Annotated in this window: 25 protein-coding genes and 1 pseudogene; 10 read left to right on the top strand and 16 right to left on the bottom strand. The window is 66.7% G+C overall.

From position 1 onward, the window contains the following. Positions 1-23: 23 nt before the first annotated feature. Together ACM6JT_RS18775 and ACM6JT_RS18770 are read left to right on the top strand one after the other, a co-directional pair. Positions 24-332, top strand: a complete 309-nt coding sequence (locus ACM6JT_RS18775) for a DUF3817 domain-containing protein (protein ID WP_414857030.1) — start codon at positions 24-26, stop codon at positions 330-332. Further along, positions 329-730 carry a CopD family protein gene (locus tag ACM6JT_RS18770; RefSeq protein ID WP_034181829.1) on the top strand — a complete coding sequence of 134 codons (402 nt, stop codon included), beginning with the start codon at positions 329-331 and terminating at the stop codon, positions 728-730. Before ACM6JT_RS18775 ends, ACM6JT_RS18770 begins: the two co-directional genes overlap by 4 nt. 9 nt (positions 731-739) lie before the next feature. Here the strand turns inward: ACM6JT_RS18770 and ACM6JT_RS18765 are convergent, their stop codons facing one another. From ACM6JT_RS18765 to ACM6JT_RS18755, 3 genes are all read right to left on the bottom strand, one after another. Beyond that, positions 740-1,333, bottom strand: a complete 594-nt coding sequence (locus ACM6JT_RS18765) for a hypothetical protein (protein ID WP_034181714.1) — start codon at positions 1,331-1,333, stop codon at positions 740-742. A 213-nt stretch (positions 1,334-1,546) separates the two neighbouring features. Further along, positions 1,547-2,935 (bottom strand): NCS2 family permease, encoded by a 1,389-nt coding sequence (locus ACM6JT_RS18760; RefSeq protein WP_414857029.1) that lies wholly within the window; start codon positions 2,933-2,935, stop codon positions 1,547-1,549. A gap of 529 nt (positions 2,936-3,464) precedes the next feature. Further along, complete coding sequence (locus ACM6JT_RS18755) at positions 3,465-4,142, bottom strand: TetR family transcriptional regulator (protein WP_131949154.1); 678 nt, start codon at positions 4,140-4,142, stop codon at positions 3,465-3,467. Between the two features lie 48 nt (positions 4,143-4,190). Here ACM6JT_RS18755 and ACM6JT_RS18750 point away from each other — a divergent pair, with 48 nt between their 5' ends. Then, positions 4,191-4,856: an O-methyltransferase gene (locus ACM6JT_RS18750; protein WP_175749559.1), complete on the top strand. Its 666-nt coding sequence runs from the start codon at positions 4,191-4,193 to the stop codon at positions 4,854-4,856. A gap of 129 nt (positions 4,857-4,985) precedes the next feature. On the opposite strand, the gene ACM6JT_RS18745 is transcribed toward ACM6JT_RS18750, so the two are convergent. The 7 genes from ACM6JT_RS18745 to ACM6JT_RS18715 form a co-directional block, all read right to left on the bottom strand. Then, positions 4,986-5,504 carry a DUF3455 domain-containing protein gene (locus ACM6JT_RS18745; protein WP_414857028.1) on the bottom strand — a complete coding sequence of 173 codons (519 nt, stop codon included), beginning with the start codon at positions 5,502-5,504 and terminating at the stop codon, positions 4,986-4,988. Between the two features lie 171 nt (positions 5,505-5,675). Next, positions 5,676-6,680 (bottom strand): aldo/keto reductase, encoded by a 1,005-nt coding sequence (locus ACM6JT_RS18740; protein WP_105391065.1) that lies wholly within the window; start codon positions 6,678-6,680, stop codon positions 5,676-5,678. A 20-nt stretch (positions 6,681-6,700) separates the two neighbouring features. Then, a complete protein-coding gene (locus tag ACM6JT_RS18735; RefSeq protein ID WP_414857027.1) occupies positions 6,701-7,816 on the bottom strand; it encodes an alkene reductase in 1,116 nt (371 codons plus the stop codon). A 64-nt stretch (positions 7,817-7,880) separates the two neighbouring features. Beyond that, positions 7,881-8,687, bottom strand: a complete 807-nt coding sequence (gene dkgB / locus ACM6JT_RS18730) for a 2,5-didehydrogluconate reductase DkgB (protein WP_407971899.1) — start codon at positions 8,685-8,687, stop codon at positions 7,881-7,883. Positions 8,688-8,837: 150 nt separating this feature from the next. Further along, on the bottom strand, positions 8,838-9,806 hold the full coding sequence (locus ACM6JT_RS18725) for an LLM class oxidoreductase (protein WP_414857026.1): 969 nt from the start codon (positions 9,804-9,806) through the stop codon (positions 8,838-8,840). 13 nt (positions 9,807-9,819) lie between these two features. Beyond that, positions 9,820-10,143, bottom strand: a complete 324-nt coding sequence (locus ACM6JT_RS18720; RefSeq protein WP_414857025.1) for a MoaF-related domain-containing protein — start codon at positions 10,141-10,143, stop codon at positions 9,820-9,822. 32 nt (positions 10,144-10,175) lie between these two features. Then, complete coding sequence (locus ACM6JT_RS18715; protein ID WP_034181723.1) at positions 10,176-11,378, bottom strand: MFS transporter; 1,203 nt, start codon at positions 11,376-11,378, stop codon at positions 10,176-10,178. Between the two features lie 101 nt (positions 11,379-11,479). On the opposite strand from ACM6JT_RS18715, the gene ACM6JT_RS18710 reads away from it, so the two are divergent. Further along, positions 11,480-12,424, top strand: a complete 945-nt coding sequence (locus tag ACM6JT_RS18710) for a LysR substrate-binding domain-containing protein (protein WP_414857024.1) — start codon at positions 11,480-11,482, stop codon at positions 12,422-12,424. Between the two features lie 99 nt (positions 12,425-12,523). On the opposite strand, the gene zwf is transcribed toward ACM6JT_RS18710, so the two are convergent. Further along, complete coding sequence (zwf, locus tag ACM6JT_RS18705; protein ID WP_034181725.1) at positions 12,524-13,999, bottom strand: glucose-6-phosphate dehydrogenase; 1,476 nt, start codon at positions 13,997-13,999, stop codon at positions 12,524-12,526. 202 nt (positions 14,000-14,201) lie between these two features. Here zwf and ACM6JT_RS18700 point away from each other — a divergent pair, with 202 nt between their 5' ends. Both ACM6JT_RS18700 and ACM6JT_RS18695 read left to right on the top strand, forming a co-directional pair. Next, positions 14,202-14,780 (top strand): TetR/AcrR family transcriptional regulator, encoded by a 579-nt coding sequence (locus ACM6JT_RS18700; RefSeq protein ID WP_105391060.1) that lies wholly within the window; start codon positions 14,202-14,204, stop codon positions 14,778-14,780. Between the two features lie 188 nt (positions 14,781-14,968). Next, positions 14,969-15,844 (top strand): SDR family NAD(P)-dependent oxidoreductase, encoded by an 876-nt coding sequence (locus ACM6JT_RS18695; protein WP_414857023.1) that lies wholly within the window; start codon positions 14,969-14,971, stop codon positions 15,842-15,844. Positions 15,845-15,880: 36 nt separating this feature from the next. Here the strand turns inward: ACM6JT_RS18695 and ACM6JT_RS18690 are convergent. From ACM6JT_RS18690 to ACM6JT_RS18675, 4 genes and pseudogenes are all read right to left on the bottom strand, one after another. Next, a pseudogene (locus ACM6JT_RS18690) lies at positions 15,881-15,997 on the bottom strand (alkylhydroperoxidase); the annotation flags it as partial. A 142-nt stretch (positions 15,998-16,139) separates the two neighbouring features. Further along, positions 16,140-17,009 carry an NmrA/HSCARG family protein gene (locus ACM6JT_RS18685; protein WP_034181728.1) on the bottom strand — a complete coding sequence of 290 codons (870 nt, stop codon included), beginning with the start codon at positions 17,007-17,009 and terminating at the stop codon, positions 16,140-16,142. Between the two features lie 45 nt (positions 17,010-17,054). After that, positions 17,055-17,258 (bottom strand): hypothetical protein, encoded by a 204-nt coding sequence (locus ACM6JT_RS18680; protein WP_034181729.1) that lies wholly within the window; start codon positions 17,256-17,258, stop codon positions 17,055-17,057. 67 nt (positions 17,259-17,325) lie between these two features. Continuing rightward, complete coding sequence (locus ACM6JT_RS18675) at positions 17,326-18,231, bottom strand: alpha/beta hydrolase family protein (protein WP_414857022.1); 906 nt, start codon at positions 18,229-18,231, stop codon at positions 17,326-17,328. Positions 18,232-18,335: 104 nt separating this feature from the next. Between ACM6JT_RS18675 and ACM6JT_RS18670 the strand changes: the two genes are divergently transcribed. The 3 genes from ACM6JT_RS18670 to ACM6JT_RS18660 all read left to right on the top strand — a co-directional run bounded on the left by ACM6JT_RS18670 (position 18,336) and on the right by ACM6JT_RS18660 (position 22,138). Beyond that, entirely contained in the window at positions 18,336-19,256 is a 921-nt protein-coding gene (locus ACM6JT_RS18670; RefSeq protein ID WP_081938472.1) for a LysR family transcriptional regulator, read from the top strand. A gap of 314 nt (positions 19,257-19,570) precedes the next feature. After that, the gene (locus tag ACM6JT_RS18665; protein WP_034181731.1) at positions 19,571-20,761 is read left to right on the top strand and encodes a M20 aminoacylase family protein; all 1,191 of its coding nucleotides are present in this window, start codon (positions 19,571-19,573) and stop codon (positions 20,759-20,761) included. A gap of 54 nt (positions 20,762-20,815) precedes the next feature. Further along, complete coding sequence (locus tag ACM6JT_RS18660; protein WP_131949208.1) at positions 20,816-22,138, top strand: MFS transporter; 1,323 nt, start codon at positions 20,816-20,818, stop codon at positions 22,136-22,138. 353 nt (positions 22,139-22,491) lie between these two features. Here the strand turns inward: ACM6JT_RS18660 and ACM6JT_RS18655 are convergent, their stop codons facing one another. Then, complete coding sequence (locus ACM6JT_RS18655) at positions 22,492-23,277, bottom strand: IclR family transcriptional regulator (protein ID WP_034181732.1); 786 nt, start codon at positions 23,275-23,277, stop codon at positions 22,492-22,494. A 537-nt stretch (positions 23,278-23,814) separates the two neighbouring features. Here ACM6JT_RS18655 and pcaF point away from each other — a divergent pair. Beyond that, entirely contained in the window at positions 23,815-25,017 is a 1,203-nt protein-coding gene (gene pcaF / locus ACM6JT_RS18650; RefSeq protein ID WP_131949166.1) for a 3-oxoadipyl-CoA thiolase, read from the top strand. Positions 25,018-25,027 lie beyond the last annotated feature (10 nt).

The raw sequence follows: 25,027 nt of genomic DNA, 5'->3' as shown, positions 1-25,027 counted from the left end.
TGACCAACCTTGGGGGCCCATCGATGAAACAAGACGATCGCAATGCGTTGCGCAACCTGCAATACCTGTCGCTGCTGGAGGCGACCACGCTCGTCGTGCTGGTGTGCATTGCGGTGCCGCTCAAGCATCTGGCCGGTTATCCGGTGGCGGTGTCGATCATGGGGCCGATTCACGGCATCGCGTTCGCGATATACGTGTGGGCGGTTGTCGGCACCGCGTCGAGCGGGCTGTGGAGCAAGGGCGACGTCGCGCGGCTCGTGCTGTCGGCCGTCGTGCCGTTCGCGGGGCTGGCGAGCGCCGGTTGGATCGCGCGCAGGAGGCACGCGCAATGATCTACCTGCTGCTCAAGGCCGCGCACGTCGTCGCCGTCGTCACGTTCGTCGGCGGGCTGCTGATGCTGTCCGTCGGCGTCCGTATCGCCAACCTCGCCGTGCATCGCGCGGTGCGGCGCTGGGATCGTTCGGTGACGGTGCCCGCGCTCGCACTCGTCTGGATCACGGGGATTGCGATCGCGCTGAGCGGACACTGGTTCGGCGCTGCGTGGCTGTCGGTGAAGCTCGCGGTCGTCGTCGCGCTGTCGGCGCTGCACGGGATGCTGGCCGGCACGTTGCGGCGCATGGAGCGCGACGATCTCGTCGTCGTGCCCGCGCAATGGCTCGGTCAGGCAGCGGGCGCTGTCGTGGTCGCGACGGGGATCGTCGTCGGCCTGGTCGTGATCAAGCCGTTTTGATGCGTTGGCTTATGCCAGCGCCGTTTCGACCGTCGCCAGCATGCGGCGCCGGATCCACCCGCTCCCCAGCCGGATCGCGAGCCAGTACGGCGTAAACAGCCGCCGCGTCCGTGCGATCGGGCAGTGGATGAAGGTTTCGGTACGCAGGATGTACGCACCCGATGCCAGCCCGACGACTTCGAACCGGAGCACCAGCTTCGCGTCGCGCGGGTCGTCGTGGCGGACGAAGGCCGTTGCATCGGCGATGGCGCGCACGTCGGTCGTCGGGCGCCAGAAGCGTCCGACGAGACCGAGCGACAGCGACGTGTCGTCCCGGTGAAGCAGCGTGAACGTGTGGAAACCGAAACGCGCGCGTTCGCCTCGGGCCGGCCCGTTGCGAAGCGTGTCGACGATGGCCGTCGGGAATTCGCGCACCGTCATCAGTGCATCGATGACCGGATCGGCGCGCATGTCGAGCGACGCGACCGCGTCGATGATGCGGGCCGGCGACGCATGGATCGGCCGCGATTCGTGCACTTCGTGGAAGCCGAACGACGGGATGAACGGCGGCTTGCGCGCCGAGGTCCGGGTGCTCGATTCGGAGACGATGCCGAGCGCGTTCATGGCGGCTCCTGAAGGCAAAGCTCGATCGTAGCACCGGGCGCGAATTCGCGCCGCGCCGCTTCGGCGATGCGCATCGCACCGCGCCGCATCGACAAAAAAAGCCTGGAAACTCGCGTTCCCAGGCCTGGAGACCATCAACGATGATGGTGGAGGAGACGTTGTCGCCCCGATGCGCGCCGTCCTTCTGCCGGCGACGTCGCGCATGATCCGCGGTCAGATTGCCCAGCCGCCGAGATAGAACGTGACGAGTACGGCCGCGATCAGCACGGTGCCGACGTTGAGCTTGCGGAATTCGCCGCTCGCGATGCGGCCGATCACCAGCGTCGAGAAGCCGAGCATGATGCCCGTCACGATGTTCGCGGTCAGCACGATGAACACCGCGCACACGAGGCCCGACATCGCGTCGACCATGTCGTCCATGTGCAGCTTGCTCACGCTGCCGAGCATCAGCAGGCCGACGTACATCAGCGCGGGTGCGGTGGCGTACGACGGCACGAGGCCCGCGAGCGGCGAGAAGAACATCACGACGAGGAACAGCAGGCCGACCACGGCTGCCGCGAGGCCCGTCTTCGCGCCGGCGGCCACGCCGACGCTCGATTCGATGTAGGCCGCCGCCGGCGCGCCGCCGAGGAAGCCGGAGAAGATCGAGCTGATCGAATCGGCGGTCAGCGCGCGGCCGCCGTTGATGATGCGGCCGTTCTCGTCGAGCTGGCCGGCCTGCCCGGCGACCGCGCGGATCGTGCCGGTCGCGTCGAACACGGCGGTCATCACCAGCGCCAGCACGCTCGGCAGCACGGCCATCGACAGCGCGCCCTTGATGTCCATCGCGCCGATCAGCGACGCATGGCCCGGTGCGCTCAGCGACGGCAGCGCGAAGATGCCGTGGTATTTCACGGCCGGGTCGAACACGAGGCCGAACGCCGAGATCGCGATCACGACGAGCAGGATGCCACCCGGCACGCGACGCTTTTCGAGGCCGAAGATCGCGGCGAGGCCGACGACCGACATGATGACCGGGAATGCGGTGATCTGGCCGAGCGAGACCGGCAGGCCGGCGCCCGGATTCTTGATCACGAGGCCGACGTCGTTCGACGCGATCAGCAGCAGGAACAGGCCGATGCCGATGCCGGTGCCGTGCGCGACGCCCGCGGGCAGATTGCGCAGGATCCACGAGCGCACGCCGGTGACCGAGATGCCCGTGAACACGAGGCCCATCAGGAACACGGCGCCGAGCGCGACCGTCGGATGCAGCCCCTTGCCGAGCACGAGGCCGAACGCGGTGAACGCGGTCAGCGAGATCGCGCAGCCGATCGCGATCGGCAGCTTCGCCCACAGGCCCATCAGCAGCGAGCCGAACGCGGTGGTGAGGCAGACCGCGACGAATACGGCGCTCGTGTCGAAGCCGGCCTTGCCGAACATGCCGGGCACGACGAACACGGAATAGACCATCGCGAGGAACGTGGTCACGCCGGCAATGATTTCGCGGCGCTGCGTGCTGCCGCGCGACGAAATGCCGAAGTACCGGTCGATGACTCCCGTGGTGCCAAAGTCAATTTCTTCCGCGCCGACGCCGACCGTCGGCTGCACCGGGGTATCACTCATGAGCTTGCTCCTTTATCAGCATGCTGAAACGGCCCGTAGCGAACCGTCGTCAGGGTGTCTCGAATCTGGTTGGAATTGTCGGCAACGTCGTGGGGACGAATGACGCGCGATCCGTGTCGTTACGCGCGAATCGAAACGATCGCGAGCGTGTCGCGTCGTACGATGCGCGGTGTGGTCGACCCCGTCACGTGTGCTTTGCCGTAGCGAAGGTTAGGCGAACGGCTCATCACGTCCCATTGGGGGAAGAGCATGCAGCGCATGTCGCAGCGCTTATATCGGCGTGAAACGGGGCTTCGTCGTGCCGGAACGCGTGTATACGCCTAGTTCGAATCCGTTAAGGCGACTATTTGAATGCGGGGTCGGCGGGCTGGGTCGAAGCGGGAGGTGCCTCGAATATTGCAAATATCTTTCATTGCGGCCGCGAAGGCCGGTGGAAATGGGGGTGCGTGACGCGATTCGCGGGCGCGCGCAAACTGTATCCGGACGATACGGCTGCCGTGAGCATGTGCTTCTTGCGTCCTTCCATGCGTCAGCTGTGCGCGAGCTGCTCGAGATACGCGCAGAACATGTCGGACATCGCGACCGAATAGGCTTCGATTTCTGCCGGCGTGCGCTCGGTTTCGGAGAACGCTTTGCCGCCCGTCGTGAGCGTCGTCTTGATCAGCTCGCAGGCGAGCGCATGGGTGGTGTCGGACACGTCGGGCAGCGCTTCGCGCATGAACGCGCTGAAGATCCGGTTGCCCTCGGCCTTCACTTCCTGCGCCTCGGGCGCGTCGCGATAGAGCGGCGCGGCGTCGTCGAGTGCGATGCGCATGCTCGCCTCGTCGCATTCCGAACGGATGAACGCGTGGACGGCAGTGCGCAGCCGCTCGGGCGGCGTCTTCTGCGTGTCTTGCAGTATGCCGCACAGCATCTCGGTCGTTTGCCGCCATTCGTCGTGCTGGAGCCGGAACAGCACGGCCGCCTTGTTCGGGAAGTACTGATACAGCGAACCGACGCTCACGCCGGCGCGCTCGGCGACGCGCGCCATCGTGAAGCGCTGCGCGCCTTCGCTGGCCAAAACCTGAACAGCGGCCTGGAGGACGTCCTCGACGAGGCGGGTCGAGCGCGCCTGCTGGGGCTGTTTGCGCGTGGCGATCCGGGTGTTTCGGCGGTCGGTCATGAGCGGTTTGCCAATGCGAATAGTAAAACCTGAATAGTTCGTCATATTCTAATCGGGTGCAACGACGCACTCAACCCGATACCGGAGATTCGCATGACCACCCTGATTCTCGACCCGCTTGCCTCGCTGCTGGAGCGCCTGTTCGGCGAGGCCGACGCGTCGTCGCCCGCGACGAGCCCGGACTTTGCCGACCTGTCGCACGACGAGCACGCGCGGCTGATGCGCAGCAAGACCGACTACGCCGATTTTTATGCGCGCCTGAAGGATTACCCGCTCGCCGTATCGCGCGAGACGGGCACGCTGCTGTACATGCTCGCGCGCAGCCGCGGCGCGCGGGCGATCGTCGAATTCGGCACGTCGTTCGGCATTTCGACGCTGCATCTCGCGGCCGCGCTGCGCGACAACGGCGGCGGCCGGCTGATCACGAGCGAGTTCGAGCCGTCGAAGGTCGTGCGCGCGCGGGCGAACCTGACGGCCGCCGGGCTTGCCGATCTCGTGGAGATTCGCGAAGGCGATGCGCTGCGCACGCTGGCCGCCGAGCTTCCGGATACGGTCGACCTGCTGCTGCTCGACGGCGCGAAGGCGCTGTATCCCGAGATACTCGCGCTGGTCGAACCGCGGCTCGGGACGGGTGCGTTCGTCGTCGCCGACAACGCGGAATACAGCCCCGACTACCTCGCTTATGTGCGCGCACCGGAAAACGGCTATCTGTCGGTGCCGTTCGGCGGCGATGTCGAGCTGTCGATGCGGATACGCTGAGCACGTTGCAGCCGTAACGATGGCACGGACGATTTCATGCTTCCATTCATCAAAGATAGGAAAACTGATTAAATGGATGCGTGACGGCGGGTGGCAGGATGGCGCCCGGCGCTTCAGGCGCCGTACGCATCACTTCAGGAACACATAGCGCGCAAAGTACGGGAAGCGGCCGATCGCATGTTCGGTCGCGCACGTTGCGGCCGGCGGCGTGCCGCCCGCGGTATCGAGCCGCTGCACGAAGCGCACGCCGGCCAGCGTGCCGGTTGCAGCCGGCGTTGCGGCGAGCAGCAGTTGCGGAATGCTGTTCGGGCGTGCGCTCGGCGCTTCCGCGAGTTTCTTGCCGGTAATGCGGCTGCCGTCGAGCGCTTCCCACGACGGCCCCGCGCCGTGTCGGACGACGAGCGTGCCGCCGGCGTCGAACAGCATCGCCTCCGGGCGCTGGAATGTCCACGCGAGCCGGTGTTCATTGTCGTATTCGCATGCGTAGATCTGCACGCCGGTCGCGGTGGTCGACAGTACCGGCGTCGCAGGCTCGGGCGGCGCGAGACCGGCCGCATCTTCGGCGTAAGCCGGCAACGTGATAGCCGCGACGGAAAGGCAGGCCGCGAGGGCCAGCAGCATGTCGCGTTTCGGGGAGCGGCTTGGCATGGCGGGGCGTCCTTTCAGCTCGGGTGACGGTCGTGCGGAGTCGATCCCGTAAACGCTAGACGCGGATGGCGCAGGCTGCAATTCGGAAATGGCAATCGCGGCGATAGTCGCCGCGATTGCGACCGAATGGCTATGCGCGGCCGCTCGTCGCGGCGGTTGTGCGGAAGCGACTCAGGCCGCGCCGGCCGGCGTCGGCGCGTGTTCGGCGATCAGGTGCTCGGCCTTCAGCTCGTCCCACAGTTCGGACGGAATCGGCGTCGCGGCAAGCCGCAGGTTCTCGTCGATGCGATCGGGCCGGCTGGCGCCGGGGATCACGGCCGCGACGGCCGGATGTGCGAGCGAGAACTGCAGCGCCACCGCGCGGACGTCCACACCGAAGCGTTCGACGATCTGCCGGATGCGCGCAACGCGATCGAGCATGTCCTGCGTCGCCGGCTGATACTCGAAATGGGTGCCGCCGGCGAGCACGCCGGAATTGTACGGACCGCCGACGATGATGCCGAGCCCGCGCGCGGCGCTTTCCGGCATCAGCCGTTCGAGCGCGCCCGCATGGTCGAGCAGCGTGTAGCGGCCGGCGAGCAGGAAGCCGTCGGGATCCGAGCGTTCGAGTGCGAGCTCGCACGGCTCGACGCGGTTCACGCCGAGGCCCCAGCCCTTGATGACCTTCTCGTCGCGCAGCCGCGTGAGCGCCTTCGCCGCGCCCGACATCGCGACGTCGAACACGTCGAGCCAGCGCTCGCCGTGGAAGTCGATGGCCGGATCGTGGATCCACACGGTGTCGAGCCGGTCGGTGCGCAGCCGCTCGAGGCTCGCTTCGATCGAGCGCAGCGTGCCATCCTCGGTGTAGTCGTAGACGATCTTGTTCGGCAGGCCATGGCGGAACAGTCCGCCCTTCTCGCCGAGATCGCGCTGCGACGCGTCCTCGTGTTCGTCGAGGACCAGCCGGCCGACCTTCGTGCCGAGCGAATATTCGTCGCGCGGACGGCCTGCGAGCGCTTCGCCGAGGCGCAGCTCGGCGAGGCCCGCGCCATACAGCGGCGCGGCGTCGAAGTAGCGGATACCGCTTTCCCAGGCCGCGTCGACCGTGGCCAGTGCTTCTTCGTTCGGGATGTCGCGATACATGTTGCCCAGCGGCGCCGTGCCGAAACCCAGGCGGGAAGGGAGCGTGATTCTCATGTCGGATTCCTGTGGATCGTTCACGCGGCGGCTTGCGCGAGCGTCGGATAGTCCGTCAGGCCCTGTGCGCCGCCGCCGAACAGCGTGTTGCGGTCGTGCGGCGTGAGCGCGGCGCCGGTGCGCAGGCGCTCGGGCAGGTCGGGGTTCGCGACGAACGGGCGGCCGAATGCGACGAGGTCGGCCCAGCCGGCGGCGATCGCTTCGCGCGCACGCTCGGCGGTGTATGCACCGGCGTAGATCAGCACGCCCGGGTACGCGGCGCGCAGTTGCCGCTTGAATTCGACCGGCATCAGCGGTGCGTCGTCCCAGTCGGCTTCCGCGATGTGCAGGTAGCCGACGCCGAGTTCGCCGAGCAGCTTCGCGGCGGCGAGGTAGGTCGTTTCCGGATCGTCGTCGACGCAGCCGTTCAGCGTGGTCAGCGGCGCCAGGCGGATGCCGACGCGCGACGCGTCGCCGGTGCCTTCGATCAGCGCCTGCGCGACTTCGCGCAGGAAGCGCAGCCGGTTTTCCAGCGAGCCGCCGTACGCGTCGGTGCGCGTGTTCGCGTTCGAATCGATGAACTGGTTCACGAGATAGCCGTTCGCGCCGTGCAGCTCGACGCCGTCGAAGCCGGCTTCGATCGCGTGGCGCGCGGCGGCGCGGTACTGGCCGATGATCTCGCTGATCTCGTCGACCGTCAGCGCGCGCGGCTCGGACGCCTGCACGAAGCCCGGCGTGCTGCCGTCTTCACCGGCGATGAACACGTTCACGCCCTTCGCCTGGATCGGCGACGACGACACGGGTTGCCGGCCGCCGAGCAGGCTCGTGTGGCTGAGCCGGCCGACGTGCCACAGCTGCGCGAAGATGCGGCCGTGCGCGGCATGCACGGCGTCCGTCACCTTGCGCCAGCCGGCGACCTGCGACGGCGTGTGGATGCCGGGCGTCCACGCGTAGCCCTTGCCGAGCGGCGCGATATAGGTGCCTTCGCTGACGATCAGGCCCGCACTCGCGCGCTGCGCGTAATACGCGGCCATCAGTTCGTTGGCTTCGTCGCCGGGCTGGCTTGCGCGCGAACGCGTCATCGGCGGCATCACGATGCGGTTCGGCAGCGTCAGCGTGCCGAGTCGCAGCGGTTGGAAAAGCGGGTCCTGGGTCATGATGAATTCCTGTCGGTGCCGCGGCCGGATGGCCGCGGACGGGTCGATCGAGAGTGCGGCGCGCTTAGTCCCACTTCGGCGCGAGGCCGGCCGGGTCGACTTCGCGGCCGTTGCGGTCGAGCGCGGCGATTTGCGCCATGTCTTCGTCGGTCAGGCGCAGCGTCTGTGCGAGCAGGTTGCTTGCGAGGTTCTCGCGCTTCGTCGACGACGGAATCACCGAGTAGCCGAGCTGCAGCGCCCACGCGAGTGCGACCTGTGCGGGCGTCGCGTGATGACGTTGCGCGATCGCGCCGATCACCGGGTCGCCGAGCACCTTGCCGTACGCGAGCGTCATGTACGACGTCACGTGGATGCCTTCGCCGTTCAGGAACTCGACGAGCTTGCGGTTCTGCAGGTACGGGCTCAGTTCGATCTGGTTCGTCGCGATCGCATCCTTGCCGACGGCCGCGATCGCTTCCTTCGTCAGTGCGATGTTGAAGTTCGAGATGCCGATCCGGCGCGTGAGGCCCTTTTCCTTCGCATCGGCGAGCGCGGTCATGAACGTGTCGAGCGCGACGCCGTTGTCCGGGGCCGGCCAGTGGATCAGCGTCAGGTCGACGTGGTCGGTGCGCAGCTTGCGCAGGCTCTCTTCGAGGCTCGGCACGAGCTTGTTCGGCGCGTAGTTGTCGACCCAGATCTTGGTGGTCAGGAACAGGTCCTCGCGGCGCACGCCCGATGCGGCGATCGCTTCGCCGACCTCGGCTTCGTTGCCGTAGATCTGCGCGGTGTCGATCGCGCGGTAGCCGACCTCGAGGCCGTTGCGGACCGAGTCGATGACGACCTGGCCTTGCAGGCGGAAGGTGCCGAGGCCGAATGCGGGAATCTTGCTCATCGTGTGCTCCAGGGAGAGGGGAACGGTTGCGGTATGCGAGTCATTCTGGCGTTTGAGACTGATGAGATAAACGCCTTTAGAGGTCAAAAATATTTGATTTGAATTCAAATATCGGTTGAGAGCCGGGCCCGCTGCGGGCCGATGCCGGCCTTATGCGACGCGTGTTTGCGCGCTCGCGCTCGCGCTCGTGTTCGCATTCGCATGGAACGCCGGCAGCACCTCCGCTGCGATCTCGGCCATCGTCTCGTCGAGCGGACGGCGGTTGCGGCGGAAATGCAGGCCGATGTGCCGCACGCCGGCGTCGCGCATCGCCGCGAGTTCTTCGGTCAGTGCGATGCGTCCCGCGCAGGCGCCGAAGCGGTGCCGCTGCAGCGGTTCGTGCGGGTCTTCCGCGAGGTCGAGGTGGATGAAGCTCACATACGGCTTGTCGCCTGCCACGGCGCGCCAGTTCGCGGCGCGCTGCGCGTGGTCGGCCGGCGTGCCCGGATACGCGAGGCAGCCGTCCATGTGCTCGCCGATCCATGCGGGCGTCTGCTGTGCGAGACCCGCGACGAGCAGCGGCACCGGCGAACGGGCGGCCGGCAGCACGTCGAGGCCGGGCGGCAGATGCCCGCGCGCGCCGTCGCGCAGCAGTGCGATCTGGTCGCGGAAATTCGCGCCGCGCGATGCGAAGTCGCGGCCGAACAGCGGATATTCGACCGGCCGGTCGCCGCTCGCGACGCCGAGCAGCAGGCGGCCGCCACTCAGTTCCTGGATCGTCGCGGCCGATTTCAGCGTCAGCAGCGGTTCGCGCAGCGGCAGCACGACGGCCGCCGTGCCGAGCAGGATGTCGCGCGTGATGCCGGCGAGGTAGCCGAGATACGAGAACGTCTCGAACACCTGCGCGGCGTCGCCGAACGACGGGTCGTACACCGGCACGTCGCGCACCCAGAGCGCGCGGAAGCCGAGCGTGTCGGCCAGTTGCGCGAGCTCCGCGTGGATGGCGAGGTCCGGCACGCCGGGGCGGCGGCCGTCGTGTTGGCGCTTCGCGTCGCCGGCCGGCGACCAGTCGTTGTCGAGCGGCAGTTCGATGCCGACGCTGAAGCCGCCGTCGGCGAGTTTGTCGAGTGAAGTGGACATGGTCGGGCTCCGTTCAGACCGCGCGCAGGCTGCCTTCGAGCCGGTAGAAATCGAGCGACGACGCGGTGAAGAACGAGCGCGACGTGCCGGCGGCGAAATCGTCGATGTGCACGACCGTCGCGCGGTCGGCTTCCTGCCACGAGATCGCGTAGGTTTCGCCGGCGATGTGCTGCCACGTGCAGGCGACTTCGCCCTTCGCGCCGGCGTATGCGCCTTCGGTGATCTCGTAGCGCATGCGGCGGCCGTCATCGTCATACGCGTTGAGCGCGGCGAGGCCGTCGTAACGGACTTCGAAGGTCTTGCCGGCGAACGGCGGACGCTGGGTCGATGCGTTCATGCTGATCAGCTCCTGCAAAAAGGGTGTGACGTTCAATGGGCGAGTTCGACGGGTTCGGCCGTGCGTGCCGGCAGCCCTTGGTGGCGGTCGAGACGGCCGCTCAGCGCGGTGAGCGCGAACGCGCCGAGCGTGACGACCGCGGCGATCCACGGCGTGTGGCCGAGGCCGACGTTCGCGACGATCAGGCCGCCGAGCGACGAGCCGCCGGCGACGCCGAGATTGAACGCGGCGATGTTGAAGCCCGATGCGACGTCGGTGGCGTCCGGCGCGAAGTGGCGCGCCTGCTTGACGACGTACACCTGCAGCCCCGGCACGTTGCCGAACGCGACCGCGCCCCACGCGAGCATCGTCAGCACCGCGAGCCATTTGACGTGGATCGTGAAGGTCAGCGCGAGCAGCACGATCGCGAGCAGCAGGAAGATCCGCTTGAGCGCCTTCACGGGGCCGACGGCGTCCGCGAGCTTGCCGCCCCAGACGTTGCCGAACGCGACCGACACGCCGTAGCCGACGAGCACGAGGCTGACCTGCGACGGCGTGAAGCCGGCGATCTGTTCGAGCAGCGGCGCCATGTACGTGAACGCGATCAGCGAGCCGCCGTAGCCGACGGCCGTCATCGCAAAGACGAGCAGCAGGCGCGGCTGCGTGAGCACGCGCAGCTGGCGGGCGAGCGGCGCCGGCGGCGTTTGCGGCAGGGCGCGCGGCACGAACGCGACCGCGCCAAGGAACGCGACGAGGCCGAACAGCGCGACGATCAGGAACGTCGCGCGCCAGCCGAAGTGCTGGCCGATGAAGGTGCCGAGCGGAATGCCGGCGACGAACGCGACGGTCATCCCGCTGAACATCGTCGCGATCGCGCTGGCCGCCTTGTCCTTCGGCACCAGCGTGGTCGCGATGATCGAGCCGACCGAGAAGAACACGCCGTGCGCGAGGCCGGTGAGGATGCGCGCAACGATCAGCGATTCGTAGCCGGGCGCCTGCCATGCGACGAGGTTGCCGACGGTGAACAGCGCCATCAGCGCGGCGAGCAGCGTCTTGCGCGGCACGCGGCCGGTGAGCGCGGTCAGGAGCGGCGCGCCGATGGCGACGCTCAGCGCGTACAGGCTGACGAGCAGCCCGGCCGACGGCAGGCTGACGCCGAGGTCGGCGCCGATCGTCGGGATCAGCCCGACGATCACGAATTCGGTGGTGCCGATGGCAAACGCGCTGATGGTCAGCGCTAGCAGGGCGAGTGGCATGATGGGATCCTGGTTCCAGTAAGGATGGATCGCAGTGTGCCGCCTTTACTTTTGCTGAAAAACTGGTCTATAAACCAAATTGTTTTGATTTCAGATCAACAATGAAAGTCACGCTCGACGAACTCCAGGCCTTTGCCGCCGTGGTCGACACCGGTTCGATCACCGCTGCCGCCCAGCAGCTCGACCTCACGGTTTCGGCGGCGAGCCGCACGCTCGCGCGGCTCGAGGAGAAGCTGAAGACCACGCTGCTGCGCCGGACTACGCGCCGGCTCGAACTGACCGAGGAAGGGCGCGCATTCCTGCAGGACGCGCGCGCGATCATCGAATCGGTCGAGAACGCGGAAGAGCAGATGCTCGCGCGCCGCGAGATGCCGTCGGGGCGCCTGCGCGTCGACGCCGCGACGCCGTTCATGCTGCACGTGATCGTGCCGCTCGTGCGCGGCTATCGCGAACGCTTCCCGAAAGTCGAGCTGGAGCTGAACAGCAACGAAGGAATCATCGACCTGCTGGAGCGGCGCACCGATGTCGCGATCCGGATCGGCCGGTTGAAGGATTCGACGCTGCACAGCCGGCGCATCGGCAACAGCCGGCTGCGCATCCTCGCGAGCCCCGCGTATGTCGAAGCGCACGGCCAGCCGCGCAAGGTCGAGGATCTCGGCAAGCACACGCTGCTCGGCTTCACGCAGCCCGAATCGCTGAACGTGTGGCCGATCCTCGGCGCCGACGGCGAGCCGTGCCGCATCGAGCCGGGCATCTGGTCGTCGAGCGGCGAGACGCTGCGGCAGCTCGCGCTGGACGGCGCGGGAATCGTCTGCCTGTCGGATTTCATGACCGGGCAGGATCGCGAAGCGGGGCGGCTCGTGCAGGTGCTCACGCGCCAGACGCTCGACGTCGAGCAGCCGATCCATGCGGTGTACTACCGCAATACCGCGATTTCGTCGCGGATCGCGTCGTTCGTCGATTACATGATCGAGGTGCTGGGCGGCGGCAGCAGCGGCAGCGATGCGCCGGCCCGGCGCAAGGCCGCGTGGCTGGAGCCGCGCTAGCGGCGGCGGGCGGCTTGCGGGGGAAGAAGGGAAAGACGGGGCGGGCATACGCCCCGATTGGCCAGGCGTGCCGCGCGGCGGCACGCCGTCGTGCTGCGGTTACGCCTCTTCGGACCAGGACATGCCGTCGCGCGCGAGCAGCGCCGACGAGGCCGCGGGCCCGAACGTGCCCGACGTGTACAGGCGCGGCCGGTCGCCGAGCTGTTTCCAGCCGTCGAGGATCGGCTCCACCCACGACCATGCGGCTTCGAGCTCGTCGCGGCGCATGAAGTGCGTGAGGCGGCCGCGGATCACGTCGATCAGCAGCCGTTCGTACGCTTCCGCGCGCCGTTCCGGAATCGCCTGCTGCAGGTCGAGGTTCAGGCTCACGGGCACCATGTTCATGCCGCTGCCCGGTTCCTTCGCGAGCATCTGCAACTGGATCGACTCTTCCGGCTGAAGCTGGATCACGAGGCGGTTGCCGTAATGGCGCGGGCCGGTCGGGATGATCGAGAACGGCATGTCCGCGAACTCGATCACGATTTCCGACTGGCGGCGCTGCAGCCGCTTGCCCGTGCGCAGGAAGAACGGCACGTTCGCCCAGCGCCAGTTGTTGATGTGCGCGCGCAGCGCGACGAAGGTTTCCGCGCGGCTGTCCGCCGGCACGTTGTCTTCCTCGAGATAGCCCTTGACCGGCTGGCCGTCGACCGCGCCGGCCGTGTACTGGCCGCGCACCGTTTCGCGCGCGACGTCCGACAACGTCATCGGCCGCAGCGAGCGCAGCACCTTCAGCTTTTCGTCGCGCACCGCGTCCGGGTCGAGCGACACGGGCGGCTCCATTGCGACGATGCACAGCAGCTGCAGCAGGTGGTTCTGCACCATGTCGCGCAACGCGCCGGTATGGTCGTAGAAGCCCGCGCGGCTGCCGACGCCGACCGTTTCCGCGACCGTGATCTGCACGCTGCGGATGTTTGGCGCCTGCCACAGCGGCCCGAAGATCGGGTTGCCGAAGCGCAGCACCATCAGGTTCTGCACGGTTTCCTTGCCGAGATAATGGTCGATCCGATAGATCTGCGATTCCTCGAAGTGCTTGCCGACCGCATCGTTGATCGCCTTCGCGGATGCGAGATCGTGGCCCAGCGGCTTTTCGAGGACGACGCGCGAGCGCGCGTCGACGAGGTGCGCGGCCGACAGGTTGTCGCAGATCGTCGTGAACAGCTCCGGCGACGTCGACAGGTAGAACACGCGGATCGCGTCGCCGCGCGCCGCTTCGGCGAGCCGCAGGTAGTCGTCCGGCGCGTTCACGTCGATCAGCACGTACTTGAACAGGTCGAGGAAACGGCTCCATGCATCGGCGTTGAACGCCTTCTCGTCGATGAACGGTCGCGACTGCTCGTCCATGAACTTGCGATAGCCGTCGATGCCCCAGTCGCGGCGGCCGACGGCGATGATGCGCGTCTCGGGCGGAAGGTTGCAGTGCAGGTGCGCCATGTACAGCGCGGGCAACAGCTTGCGGGCGGCCAGGTCGCCGCCGCCGCCGAAGATGATCATGTCGACGGGCCGGTCGGCCGCGGTCTGGGTAGGCTGATTCGTCATGAGTGGTTCGCGGTTTGAAACGGGGAACGTGAAACGAACGTCGAAGGCATCGGGCGCCGATGTGCCGGCACCGGTACGGCAAAACGATAATAGTGCACGGTTTTGATGGATTGCGTGTGCGTTCCCCCAAGATGTAACAGGGCTTGCGTTCCGTCGGGCGGCCTGATTATGATTGAGCGCTCACTCATTAAAGGAATCGAACGTGGCCCGACCGCGCAGTCCCGACAAGCACGAAGCCATCCTCGCCGCCGCCGCCCGCGCGCTTGCCGAGGACGGCGCGACCGCGACGACCGCGCGCATTGCGCGGCTCGCCGGCGTGGCGGAAGGCACGGTGTTCACGTACTTCGAGACCAAGGATGCGTTGCTGAACGCGCTGTACCTGAGCCTGAAGGCCGACATGCGCGAAGCGATGATGGTCGGGTTTCCGGAAGGCGCGCCGGCCGAGCAGGCCGTGCGGCATGCGTGGAACGGCTATGTATCGTGGGGTGTCGCGAATCCGGACGGGCGGCGCGCGCTGCAGCAGCTCGGCGTGAGCGGGCGTATCGACGACGCGCATCGCGCGGCCGGCGCCGAAGGCTTCGGCACGATCCGCTCGCTGCTGCGGGAGCAGATCGTCGCGTCGCGCGGGCTGACGGCCGACGAAGCGCACGCGTTCTGCGCGGCGCTGTTTACGTCGATCGCGGAAACGGCGATGGAGTCGGTTGCGCGCGATCCGGCGCGGGCCGATGCGTATCGCGAAGCCGGGTTTCGTGCGTTGTGGGCCGTGCTGCACGCGGTGTGAGCGTGAGACGAACGATGTGACGGAAGAGTTGGCCGTCGCGACGGCACAGGCGGTGCGTGCGCCGCACGACGGAAGGCGGGACGGTTTCAGGCAGGGCGACGCATCGCACGAATCATCGATGCATCGCCCATATTAATGAGTGAGTAATCATTCATTTTCATGGTTTCATCTTTTCGAGGAGTGGAAAAATGTCGAAAGTCTGGCTGGTAACAGGGGCCGCGCGCGGCCTCGGGCGAGCGATTTCGGAAGCCGTGCTGGCGGCGGGCGACCGGCTGGTGGCCGGCGCGCGCGATCCCGCGCGGCTGGCCGATCTGGCCGAGCGTCATGGCGACCGGCTGCTGCCGGTGGCGCTCGACGTCACCGACGAAGCGGCGGCCGCGCGGGCCGTCGCGGCGGCACGCGAAGCGTTCGGCCGCATCGACGTGCTGGTGAACAACGCGGGCTACGGCCATACGGCGCCGTTCGAGCAGATGGGCGCCGACGACTTCCGCGACCAGATCGAAACGAACCTGTTCGGCGTGATCAACCTGACGCGCGCGGTGCTGCCGACGATGCGCGCGCAGCGCGCGGGGCACATCTTCCAGGTGTCGTCGGTCGGCGGGCGCACGTCGACGGCCGGTTTGTCCGCGTACCAGGCGGCGAAGTGGGCGGTCGGCGGGTTCAGCGACGTGCTGTCGAAGGAAGTCGCGCCGTTCGGCGTGCGCGTGTGCACGCTCGAGCCGGGCGGGATGCGTACCGAATGGGCCGCGCAGGCGAAGCGCAGTGTCGACGGTCTGCTGCCCGACTACCAGCCGTCGGTCGGGAAGATTCTCGAATTGCTCGGCGCGTATGGCGGCCATGAGGTCGGCGATCCGGTGCGGATCGCGAAGCTGATCGTCGAGCTGTCGCGTCGCGATGACGTGCCGATGCGCCTGCTGCTCGGCGGCGATGCGCTGTTCGTGTGCGAGCAGGCGGAAACGCAGCGCGCGGAAGAGGCGGCGCGGTGGCGCGACGCGACGCTGTCGACGCAGTTTCCGGATGCGCAACTGCCGGAGGGGCTGGAGGCGTTGAAGGCCGGCAAGTGAGCGAGCGTCGTTCGTGTGGCCGCCGCCGGCGTGCGCTCAATGGCCCAGCGCGTGCAACTGCGCGTTGGGCCGCATGTTCGTCACGTTCGCGAGGCGATTCGACATGCCGACGAATGCGGAGATCGACGCCATGTTCCCGATGTCGTCTTCAGTGACGGCCGTTCCATGCAGTCAACGGCCTGACTCCTGCCTATAGCGGCGAATCTGGCGATCCTCATTCGAGGACCCAGGTGTTCGCCTGCGCGGGTTCGACGATCACGACGATCCTGCAAGATGAGCGACGGGTTGCTGAGTTCTAGATTGGCTTGGTGTTCGACGATGTATCGCGTTGTCCAACGAGCCACTTGTCAAAAGTACGCACATCCGGCTGGCGCGCCAGCAGCGCCGGGATATCGGCGCGGTAGCCGGCCACCCCGAACCACTCGAACATTCTGCGAACGTCAGAGGGCAATGGACGTAACAGCAACCTGGGCAGCGGGAACGGCAGCCCGGCCGACCAGCCGTGCTGCCTGAAGGCCGTGACGATCTGCGCACGAGTCAACTCCGCGCCGGCGATTTCTTCGGACTTGCCGAGAAACTTGCCTGGTTGGGCGAAGGCCTGCGCAACCCAATTACCAATGTCGACCGTTGCGATCATCTGGAGCGGCTTCGTCGCGGGCACATAGCTGCGCAACAGTGCCAACAGCGCGGCTCGTAGCACGGGCTTACTGAAGTTGTCCATGAAGAACACGGGACGGACGATGCTGGCTGGCAGGCCAATGCTGCGAATGTGCTCCTCGACCAGCCACTTGCTTTCAAAATGCGCGACGCCCGAGCGCCGATCGGCGCCTCCCACCGACGCATAGATGAAGTGCTCGACCCCTGCCGCGAGCGCGGCATCCGCCACGGCTATACCCCGGCGAGTCTCGACCTCCGCACCTTGCTCCGAGCCTTGAACTGAAAAAACGCCATGGGCGCCGACAAAGGCGGTCCGCAAAGAGGCGGGGTCGTCCATGTCGGCCGCGGCGATCTCGATGCCGTCCGCGGCCAATTGCAGCGCCACGTCGGAGTCAGGATTTCTGGAAAGCGCGCGAATGTGCCACTGGCCATCCGCTCTCAGCGAGCGGACCACGGCACCGCCTTGTTGCCCCGTGGCACCGAGCACGACGATGGTTCCGAAAGTCATGGTAGGGGAATCGATTGTTTAAGGAGTATCCATCCCACGCTGACGTCAGATCGACCGTAGCGCATTGCTCTGTTTGCCCTCGGCACGAAGTTGATGTCCGATGCGGCGGATCTCGGCCTCGCCCAGTCGTAGCGCCTCGATGCTGGTGTGCACGGAGTAGTGGCCGAGCACGGGTGCGTGAGGGTGCTGCGTGGCCGAGCCGAGCACGAACCGTGTGTCGCCCTCGGCGACCAGCTCGATGACATACACACGCCAAAGTCCTCGAAGGGCATGTCGGCATGCCTCGACGACGTCGCGCGCTCAGGATGAAACGGGTTCAACGCATATGCTTGTCGAACCATTCGATCATTTGTTCCGGACGTTCGGACAAGTAGTTGTAGCCGTCCCAGCGTCGGGTGCTGCCTTCGATCCAGAACAGCTTCTTGTCGGCGACGGGGATGTTGTCGAAGATCGACTGCACGTCGGCCGGCTTGGTCAGCGCGTCGTCGCGCACCTGGAGGAGGAAGGCTGGCGCCTGCCAGTGCTTGGCGTATTCCAGCGGCGACACCTGATCGATCTTGAAGCTGGTGATCAGTTGTACTTCACGGTCAACGACGTCGAACTGGTCCGCGAGCCCCATGTGCCCAAGGTTGCGCTCGACCATGGCGCGCATCGAGATCGGTTGCAGGGCAACCAGGGCCTGTACGTCGGCAAAGAGCTCCGGGTGTCGGGTTCTCGCGACGAATGTGGCGTTAGCGCCCATGCAGCGACTGAGCAGACCCTGCTTCATGTTGCGGGTGTCCGGGCGGGACTTGACGTACTTCAGCGAACCAGCCACGTCGCGGGATTCAAACAGCCCCCAGGTGAAGATGTCGCCATTGGCGCCGCCGCTGTGGCCGTGGTTGCGCGCGTCGTAGGTCAGCACGTTGTAGCCGGCCTCATGCAGGTGCTGGTACTCCCGCATGTAATTGACCTCGATGTCATTGCCGGGGACGAATTGCCACCGGGGAAGGTGCGAAGGGAAGCCGTAGCGATTCATGGGCATCGGGTGGTTGGCGATGACCAGCTTGTCCGAGCCCGGGCGGGGAATCCACCATGCCTCCAGCGGGGTGCCGTCCAGCGACGGGAACGTGACGTCCTCGTATGCCATCCCGTACTCATCCGGCGTGTGCAGGATCGGTGCCCGAACCGGGCTGCTGAGACCTCTGGCCAAACCTTGAATCATTTCCGAAACATCCGGCATGACAGTTTCTCCTTCTCTTTCCGTTTAGCGGTGTCTTTCCACTCCGCCAAGATACGGTGCGGCCATTTGTTGCACAAGCTATGGATTTTTGACATCATCGTTCCATGAATGGAACAATTGACCTCAACCAGCTCGTGGTCTTCGTTCGGGTTATCCAGGCGGGAAGCCTGAGCGAAGCGGCGCGACGCATGGACCTGCCGAAGTCCACGGTGAGCCGAAAGATCTCCGACCTTGAGGAGCGGGTCGGCGAGCGACTCATCCAGCGGACGACGCGCAAGCTGAGCCTCACCGAGGCCGGCCGCGTTCTATTCGAACGTGTCGGCCCCGCCATGAGCGACATCGAGGAGGCCGAAAGCGCAGTGGCGGGAATGCGTGGGACGCCGCGCGGCGTGCTGCGGATCGCGGTTCCCATGTCGTCCAGCACGCTGGGACCGATCGTCGCCGAGTACCTCGTTCGTCATCCGGAGGTGGCAGTCGAGATGGTGTGCTCCGATCGTCTCGTCGATCTCGTGGAGGAGCGCTTCGATGTGGCCATTCGAGCGGGTGCGCTCGTCGATTCGACGCTCGTCGCGCGCAACCTCGGAACGGCGAAGTCCATGCTCGTTGTGGCGCCCGAATACAGCAAACGTCATGGCGTTCCGAAAACACCTGCCGAACTGACGAGCCACGCATGTGTCGCGTTCGGCGGCGGAGCGACGCCGCACGTCTGGACTCTGGAATCGAGAGGCAAACGTGTCGAGGTCCGTATCCGGCCGAGACTGACGGTCAACGACATGGAGATCGCCCGCGAGTCCGCCCTTGCGGGCGTGGGGATCGCATGCCTGCCTGAGCTCTTCTGTGCCGACGACGTCCGCAGCAAGCGCTTGCTGCACCTGCTCGCCGATTGGTCCTTCGCACAAATCCCCGTGCATGCGCTCTACCCGACGAGACGTCATCTTTCGCCAAAGGTGGTCGCCTTCGTCGACCTGCTCGCCGCGCGGATTCGGTTAGATGATGATGCGCGGCTTTCACGGCCACGCTCGTAATCACGTCACCCGTGAAGAGATGTCGCAGGAAGGCGGGCACGCTGCCGGAAGGCGTGTGGATACGCCATGTACCACGGACGTACTGGGCCTGCGTCGGAAAACGATATCCGCATCTGATCGAAAGTTGTCTTCGTATCCAATCGGGAGCTACACAAGCCCACGCAATACTCCGCACTAACCCTGATAAAAAATTCTTATCGCGGTGAAAAATTCCGCATCTTATTGAACCGATATCGGCTCGATATAGTGGCTCGCTTTCCCGCACGCACCGTCCGCGTGCGGCTGACACGCTGACAATCAGCAGGAGCCGCTTGATGACCACCGACGTCCGATTCACCGAAATCGAGGATCTGATGCCCGCCGCCGGCGGGCTGCGCGAGATCCGTCACCACATCCATCACCATCCCGAACTCGCGTACGAGGAGCACGACACGGCCGCGCTCGTCGCGGACAAGCTCGAGCAATGGGGCTGGCAGGTGACGCGCGGGGTCGGCAAGACAGGCGTCGTCGGCACGCTGCGCGTGGGCGACGGCGCGCGCAGCATCGGCATTCGCGCGGACATGGACGCGCTGCCGATCGTCGAGGCGACCGGCCTGCCGTATGCGAGCGGCACGCACGGCAAGATGCACGCGTGCGGCCACGACGGCCACACGACGATGCTGCTCGGCGCCGCGCAGCATCTCGCGAAGACGCGCAACTTCTCGGGCACCGTGCACCTGTATTTCCAGCCGGCGGAAGAGCACGGCGTCGACAGCGGCGCGAAGAAGATGATCGACGACGGCCTGTTCGAGCGCTTCCCGTGCGACGCCGTGTTCGGCATGCACAACCATCCCGGCGCGGCGCCCGGCGTCTTCCTCACGCGGCGCGGCCCGTTCATGTCGGCGGGCGACAAGGCGATCATCACGATCGAAGGCGTCGGCGGCCACGCGGCGCGGCCGCACCTGACGGTCGATCCGGTCGTCGTCGCGGCGAGCATCGTGATGGCGCTGCAGACGATCGTCGCGCGCAACGTCGACCCCGCACAGCCGGCAGTCGTCACGGTCGGCTCGATGCACGCGGGCACCGCGAACAACGTGATCCCGAACGGCGCGCGCCTCGAACTCAGCGTGCGCTCGTTCAGCCCCGACGTGCGCGCGCTGCTCAAGCGCCGCATCGTCGAACTGGCCGAAACGCAGGCCGCGAGCTACGGCGCGAGCGCGAACGTCGAGTACATCGAAGGCTACCCGGTCGTCGTCAATACGGATGCCGAAACGGATTTCGCCGCGCAGGTCGCGCGCGAACTGGTCGGCGACGCGCACGTGGTCGAGCAGACCGACCTGCTGATGGGCAGCGAGGATTTCGCGTTCATGCTGCAGCAGCGGCCGGGCTCGTTCGTGCGGCTCGGCAACGGCGAAGGCGAGGACGGCTGCATGGTGCACAACCCGAAATACGACTTCAACGATCGCAACCTGCCGATCGGCGCGGCGTTCTGGACGCGTCTCGTGGAGCGTTACCTGGGGCGGTGATCGCGGTGGCGCGCGGCCGGCGCTTCCGGCCGTATTGAGAAGGAGACCGGAATGATGCAGAAAGACCATCTCGCACTGCAACCCGCACCGGCGGTGGCCGTTGAAGCAGGCGCACCCGCGGTGACGCAGCGCGGCGCGATCACGGCGGCCGTGATCGGCAACTGGCTGGAATTCTTCGATTTCACCGTGTACGGCTTTTTCGCGGTGCTGATCGGCAAGCTGTTCTTCCCGTCGAGCGATCCGACCACGTCGCTGCTGCTGTCGGTCGCGACGTTCGCCGCCGGCTTCTTCACGCGGCCGCTGGGCAGCGTCGTGCTCGGCGTCTACGCGGACCGCAAGGGGCGCAAGGCCGCGCTGAACCTGACGATCATGCTGATGGCGCTCGGCACGGGCCTGATCGCGATCGCGCCGACGTATGCACAGGCCGGCATGGCCGCGCCGCTGCTCGTCGTGTTCGCGCGGCTGATGCAGGGCTTCTCGCAGGGCGGCGAATTCGGCGCGGCGACCACGACGCTGCTCGAACAGGGCGGCACGTCGCGCCGCGCGTTTCGTGCCAGCTGGCAGCTCGCGACGCAGGGCGGCGCCGCGCTGATGGGCTCGGGCTTCGCGGCGCTGCTGTCGAACACGATGACGAAGGATGCGCTCGAAAGCTGGGGCTGGCGGCTGCCGTTCCTCGTCGGCGTGCTGATCGCGCCGGTCGGCATGTATCTGCGCCGCCGGCTCGCGGACGACGCGCCCGGCGACAGCCATCACGCGATCGAGCGCGGCGTGCTGCACGAGCTGTTCTCGAAGCACACGCGCACGGTGCTGCTGCTGATGCTCACCGTGATGGGCGGCACGGTGTCGACCTACATCCTGACCTTCTACATGCCGACCTACGCGATCCATACGCTCGGCCTGCCGATGAAGCTGTCGATGTTCGTCGGCGTCGCATCGGGCTGCGTGATGCTGGTCACGTGCCCGCTGTTCGGCTGGCTGTCGGACCGGATCGGCAGCCGGCGCGTGCCGATCTTCGTCGGCCGCGGCGTGCTGGTCGTACTGCTGTTCCCGGCGTTCTGGCTGATGAACCATCATCCGACGCTGTCGGTGATCCTGCCGCTGACCGCACTGATGCTGCTGTTCTATTCGCTCGGCTCGGCGTCGGAGATGGCGCTGATGTGCGAGTCGCTGCCGCGCCATGTGCGCGCGACGGGCATCTCGATCGCGTATGCGCTCGCGGTGACGATCTTCGGCGGCACCGCGCAGTTCATCGCGACCTGGCTCGTGAAGACGACCGGCAGCAAGCTCGCGCCGGCCGGCTACGTGGCCGCGTGCGTGGTGCTGTCGCTGATCGCGGTCGCGATGCTGCGCGAGACGGCTCGGGAGTCGATGGACTGACGCGCGGCGCGACGGGCAACTGGCGGCGGGCGGCGGGCGGCGGGCGGCGGGCGGCGGGCGGCGGGCGGCGGGCACGCTGTCCGATGGGCTCCGTGCAATTTCGTTCTCGTCAAATTGACCGGGCTTCCGCGCGTCACTAAATTGTGCAGCGCGGGGTTCGCTCCGTGTTCCGTGAGAAGAACGTTGCAAGAGGGTCAGAGAATTGAGCGGGCGGCCGAGGCTGCCCGTCTTTTTTTGCGAGTCGTGGTGTCGCCGATACGGCAATCGAGCCGGATGCCTTGTTGCCGCAGTTTGCCGGGAAGCCCCGCGTCGAAACGGTTCGTCGGCGCGCTACGTGTGGGTCGACCCGTCGCTCACCCCCGCCGCGCAACCAGCTCCGACACCGTCTGCGCGGCCTGCTGCAGCGGCCCGAGAAACTCCTTCACCATTTGCTTCGCGGTATGCCGCTGCGCGTTGCCGCTGATGTTCATCGCCGCGATGATTTGCCCGCGCCGGTTGCGGATCGGCGCGGAGATCGACATCAGGCCCACTTCGAGTTCCTGGTCGACCACGGCCCAGCCTTGCTGGCGCACCTGTGCGATCGTCGCCTTCAGTTCGCCGAGGTCCGTGATCGTGCGTGGCGTGTGCGCGCGGATGTTGCTCTGCGCGAGCGTTTCGTCGAGCGCCGCGTCGTCGAGCGCGGACAGCAGCACGCGGCCCATCGACGTGCAGTACGCGGGCAGCCGGCTGCCGATCGACAGGTTGATCGTCATGATCTTGTGCGTCGGCACGCGCAGCACGTAGACGATCTCGGTGCGGTCGAGCACGGCAGCCGAGCAGCTTTCGTGGATCTGCGCGGACAGCTGTTCCATCACGGGATCGGCGAGATTCCAGAACGGCATGGACGTCAGGTACGCGAAGCCGAGCTCGAGGATCTTCGGCGTGAGCCGGAACAGCCGGCCGTCGGCGTCGACGTAGCCGAGCGTCTGCAGCGTGAGCAGGATCCGGCGCGCGCCCGCGCGCGTCAGGCCGGTAGCCGACGCGACCTCGGTGAGCGTCTGCTCCGGACGCGCCGCGTCGAACGCGCGGATCACCGCGAGGCCGCGCGCGAACGACTGCACATAGGAGTCGCCGGGTTTCTGAGTGTCTTCGGTTGTCATGGGCGGTTGGAATATCGTGCAGCCGAGAAGATAGCGCATGGGGCCTGACACGCCAACCGCATGGCGGACCGGGCGCTTGACAGGTCGTCCCCGCACTCCCTATGATGCGTTGAACGTTCGATACACGATCTTATGTTCGTATATAGAACATTTAAGCGCATCCCGGCGGGTTATGCAAGGGGCGCGCCCCGTTCATTTCCCAGCCTTGCATGTGGCCGGAGCCGGCGCTGGCGCGCCAACTCTGATCGACCGCCGTGGGGCTGGAGTAAGCGCTGAAGCGCTTACTCGAGTCAACCACGCCATGGGATCGGACTAAGCGCTAAAGCGCCAACTCTGATCGACCGCCGTGGGGCTGGAGTAAGCGCTGAAGCGCCAACTCCAGCCATCCACGCCATGGGATCAGAGTAAGCGCTGAAGCGCCAACTCTGATCGACCGCCGTGGGGCTGGAGTAAGCGCTAAAGCGCCAACTCCAGCCAACCACGCCATGGGATCAGAGTAAGCGCTGAAGCGCTAACTCTGATCGACAGGAGACATTGATGACCGAAGCTTTTCTGTGTGATGCGATCCGTACCCCTATCGGCCGTTACGGCGGCGCGCTGTCCGGCGTGCGCGCCGACGACCTGGGAGCGGTTCCGCTCAAGGCGCTCGTCGAGCGCAACCGCGACGTCGACTGGACGGCGATCGACGACGTGATCTACGGCTGCGCGAACCAGGCCGGCGAAGACAACCGCAACGTCGCGCGCATGTCGCTGCTGCTCGCGGGCCTGCCGCAGGGCGTGCCGGGTTCGACGATCAACCGGCTTTGCGGCTCCGGGATGGATGCGGTCGGCGTGGCTGCCCGTGCGATCAAGTCGGGCGAGGCCGCGCTGATGGTCGCGGGCGGCGTCGAGAGCATGACGCGCGCACCGTTCGTGATGGGCAAGGCCGCGAGCGCGTTCGCACGCCAGGCCGACATCTACGATACGACGATCGGCTGGCGCTTCGTCAATCCGCTGATGAAACAGCTTCACGGCGTCGATTCGATGCCGGAGACGGCCGAGAACGTCGCGGTCGACTACAACATCAGCCGCGCCGATCAGGACCTGTTCGCGCTGCGTAGCCAGCAGAAGGCCGCGCGTGCGCAGCAGGACGGCACGCTTGCCGAGGAAATCGTTGCCGTCACGATTCCGCAGAAGAAGGGCGATCCGGTGGTCGTGTCGCGCGACGAACATCCGCGCGAGACGTCGCTCGAAACCCTCGCGAAGCTGAAGGGCGTCGTGCGCCCGGACGGCTCGGTGACGGCCGGCAACGCGTCGGGCGTCAACGACGGCGCCGCTGCGCTGCTGCTCGCGAACGAGGAAACCGCGAAGCGCTTCGGTCTCACGCCGCGCGCACGCGTGCTGGGCATCGCGACGGCCGGCGTCGCGCCGCGCGTGATGGGCATCGGCCCCGCGCCGGCCACGCAGAAGCTGCTCGCGCGGCTCGGCATGACGATCGACCAGTTCGACGTGATCGAGCTGAACGAGGCGTTCGCGTCGCAGGGTCTCGCGGTGCTGCGCATGCTCGGCGTCGCCGACGACGATCCGCGCGTGAACCCGAACGGCGGCGCGATCGCGCTGGGCCATCCGCTCGGCGCATCGGGCGCGCGTCTCGTGACGACCGCGATGTACCAGCTTCATCGCACGAACGGCCGTTTTGCGCTGTGCACGATGTGCATCGGCGTCGGCCAGGGCATCGCGATCGCGATCGAACGCGTCTGACCCGCGTGAC

Source organism: Burkholderia sp. IT-111MI5, from assembly GCF_949752865.1.
GTDB lineage: Bacteria > Pseudomonadota > Gammaproteobacteria > Burkholderiales > Burkholderiaceae > Burkholderia > Burkholderia pyrrocinia_C.
Note: the sequence above shows the minus strand (reverse complement) of the source record. Positions and strands in the feature narration are given on the sequence as shown.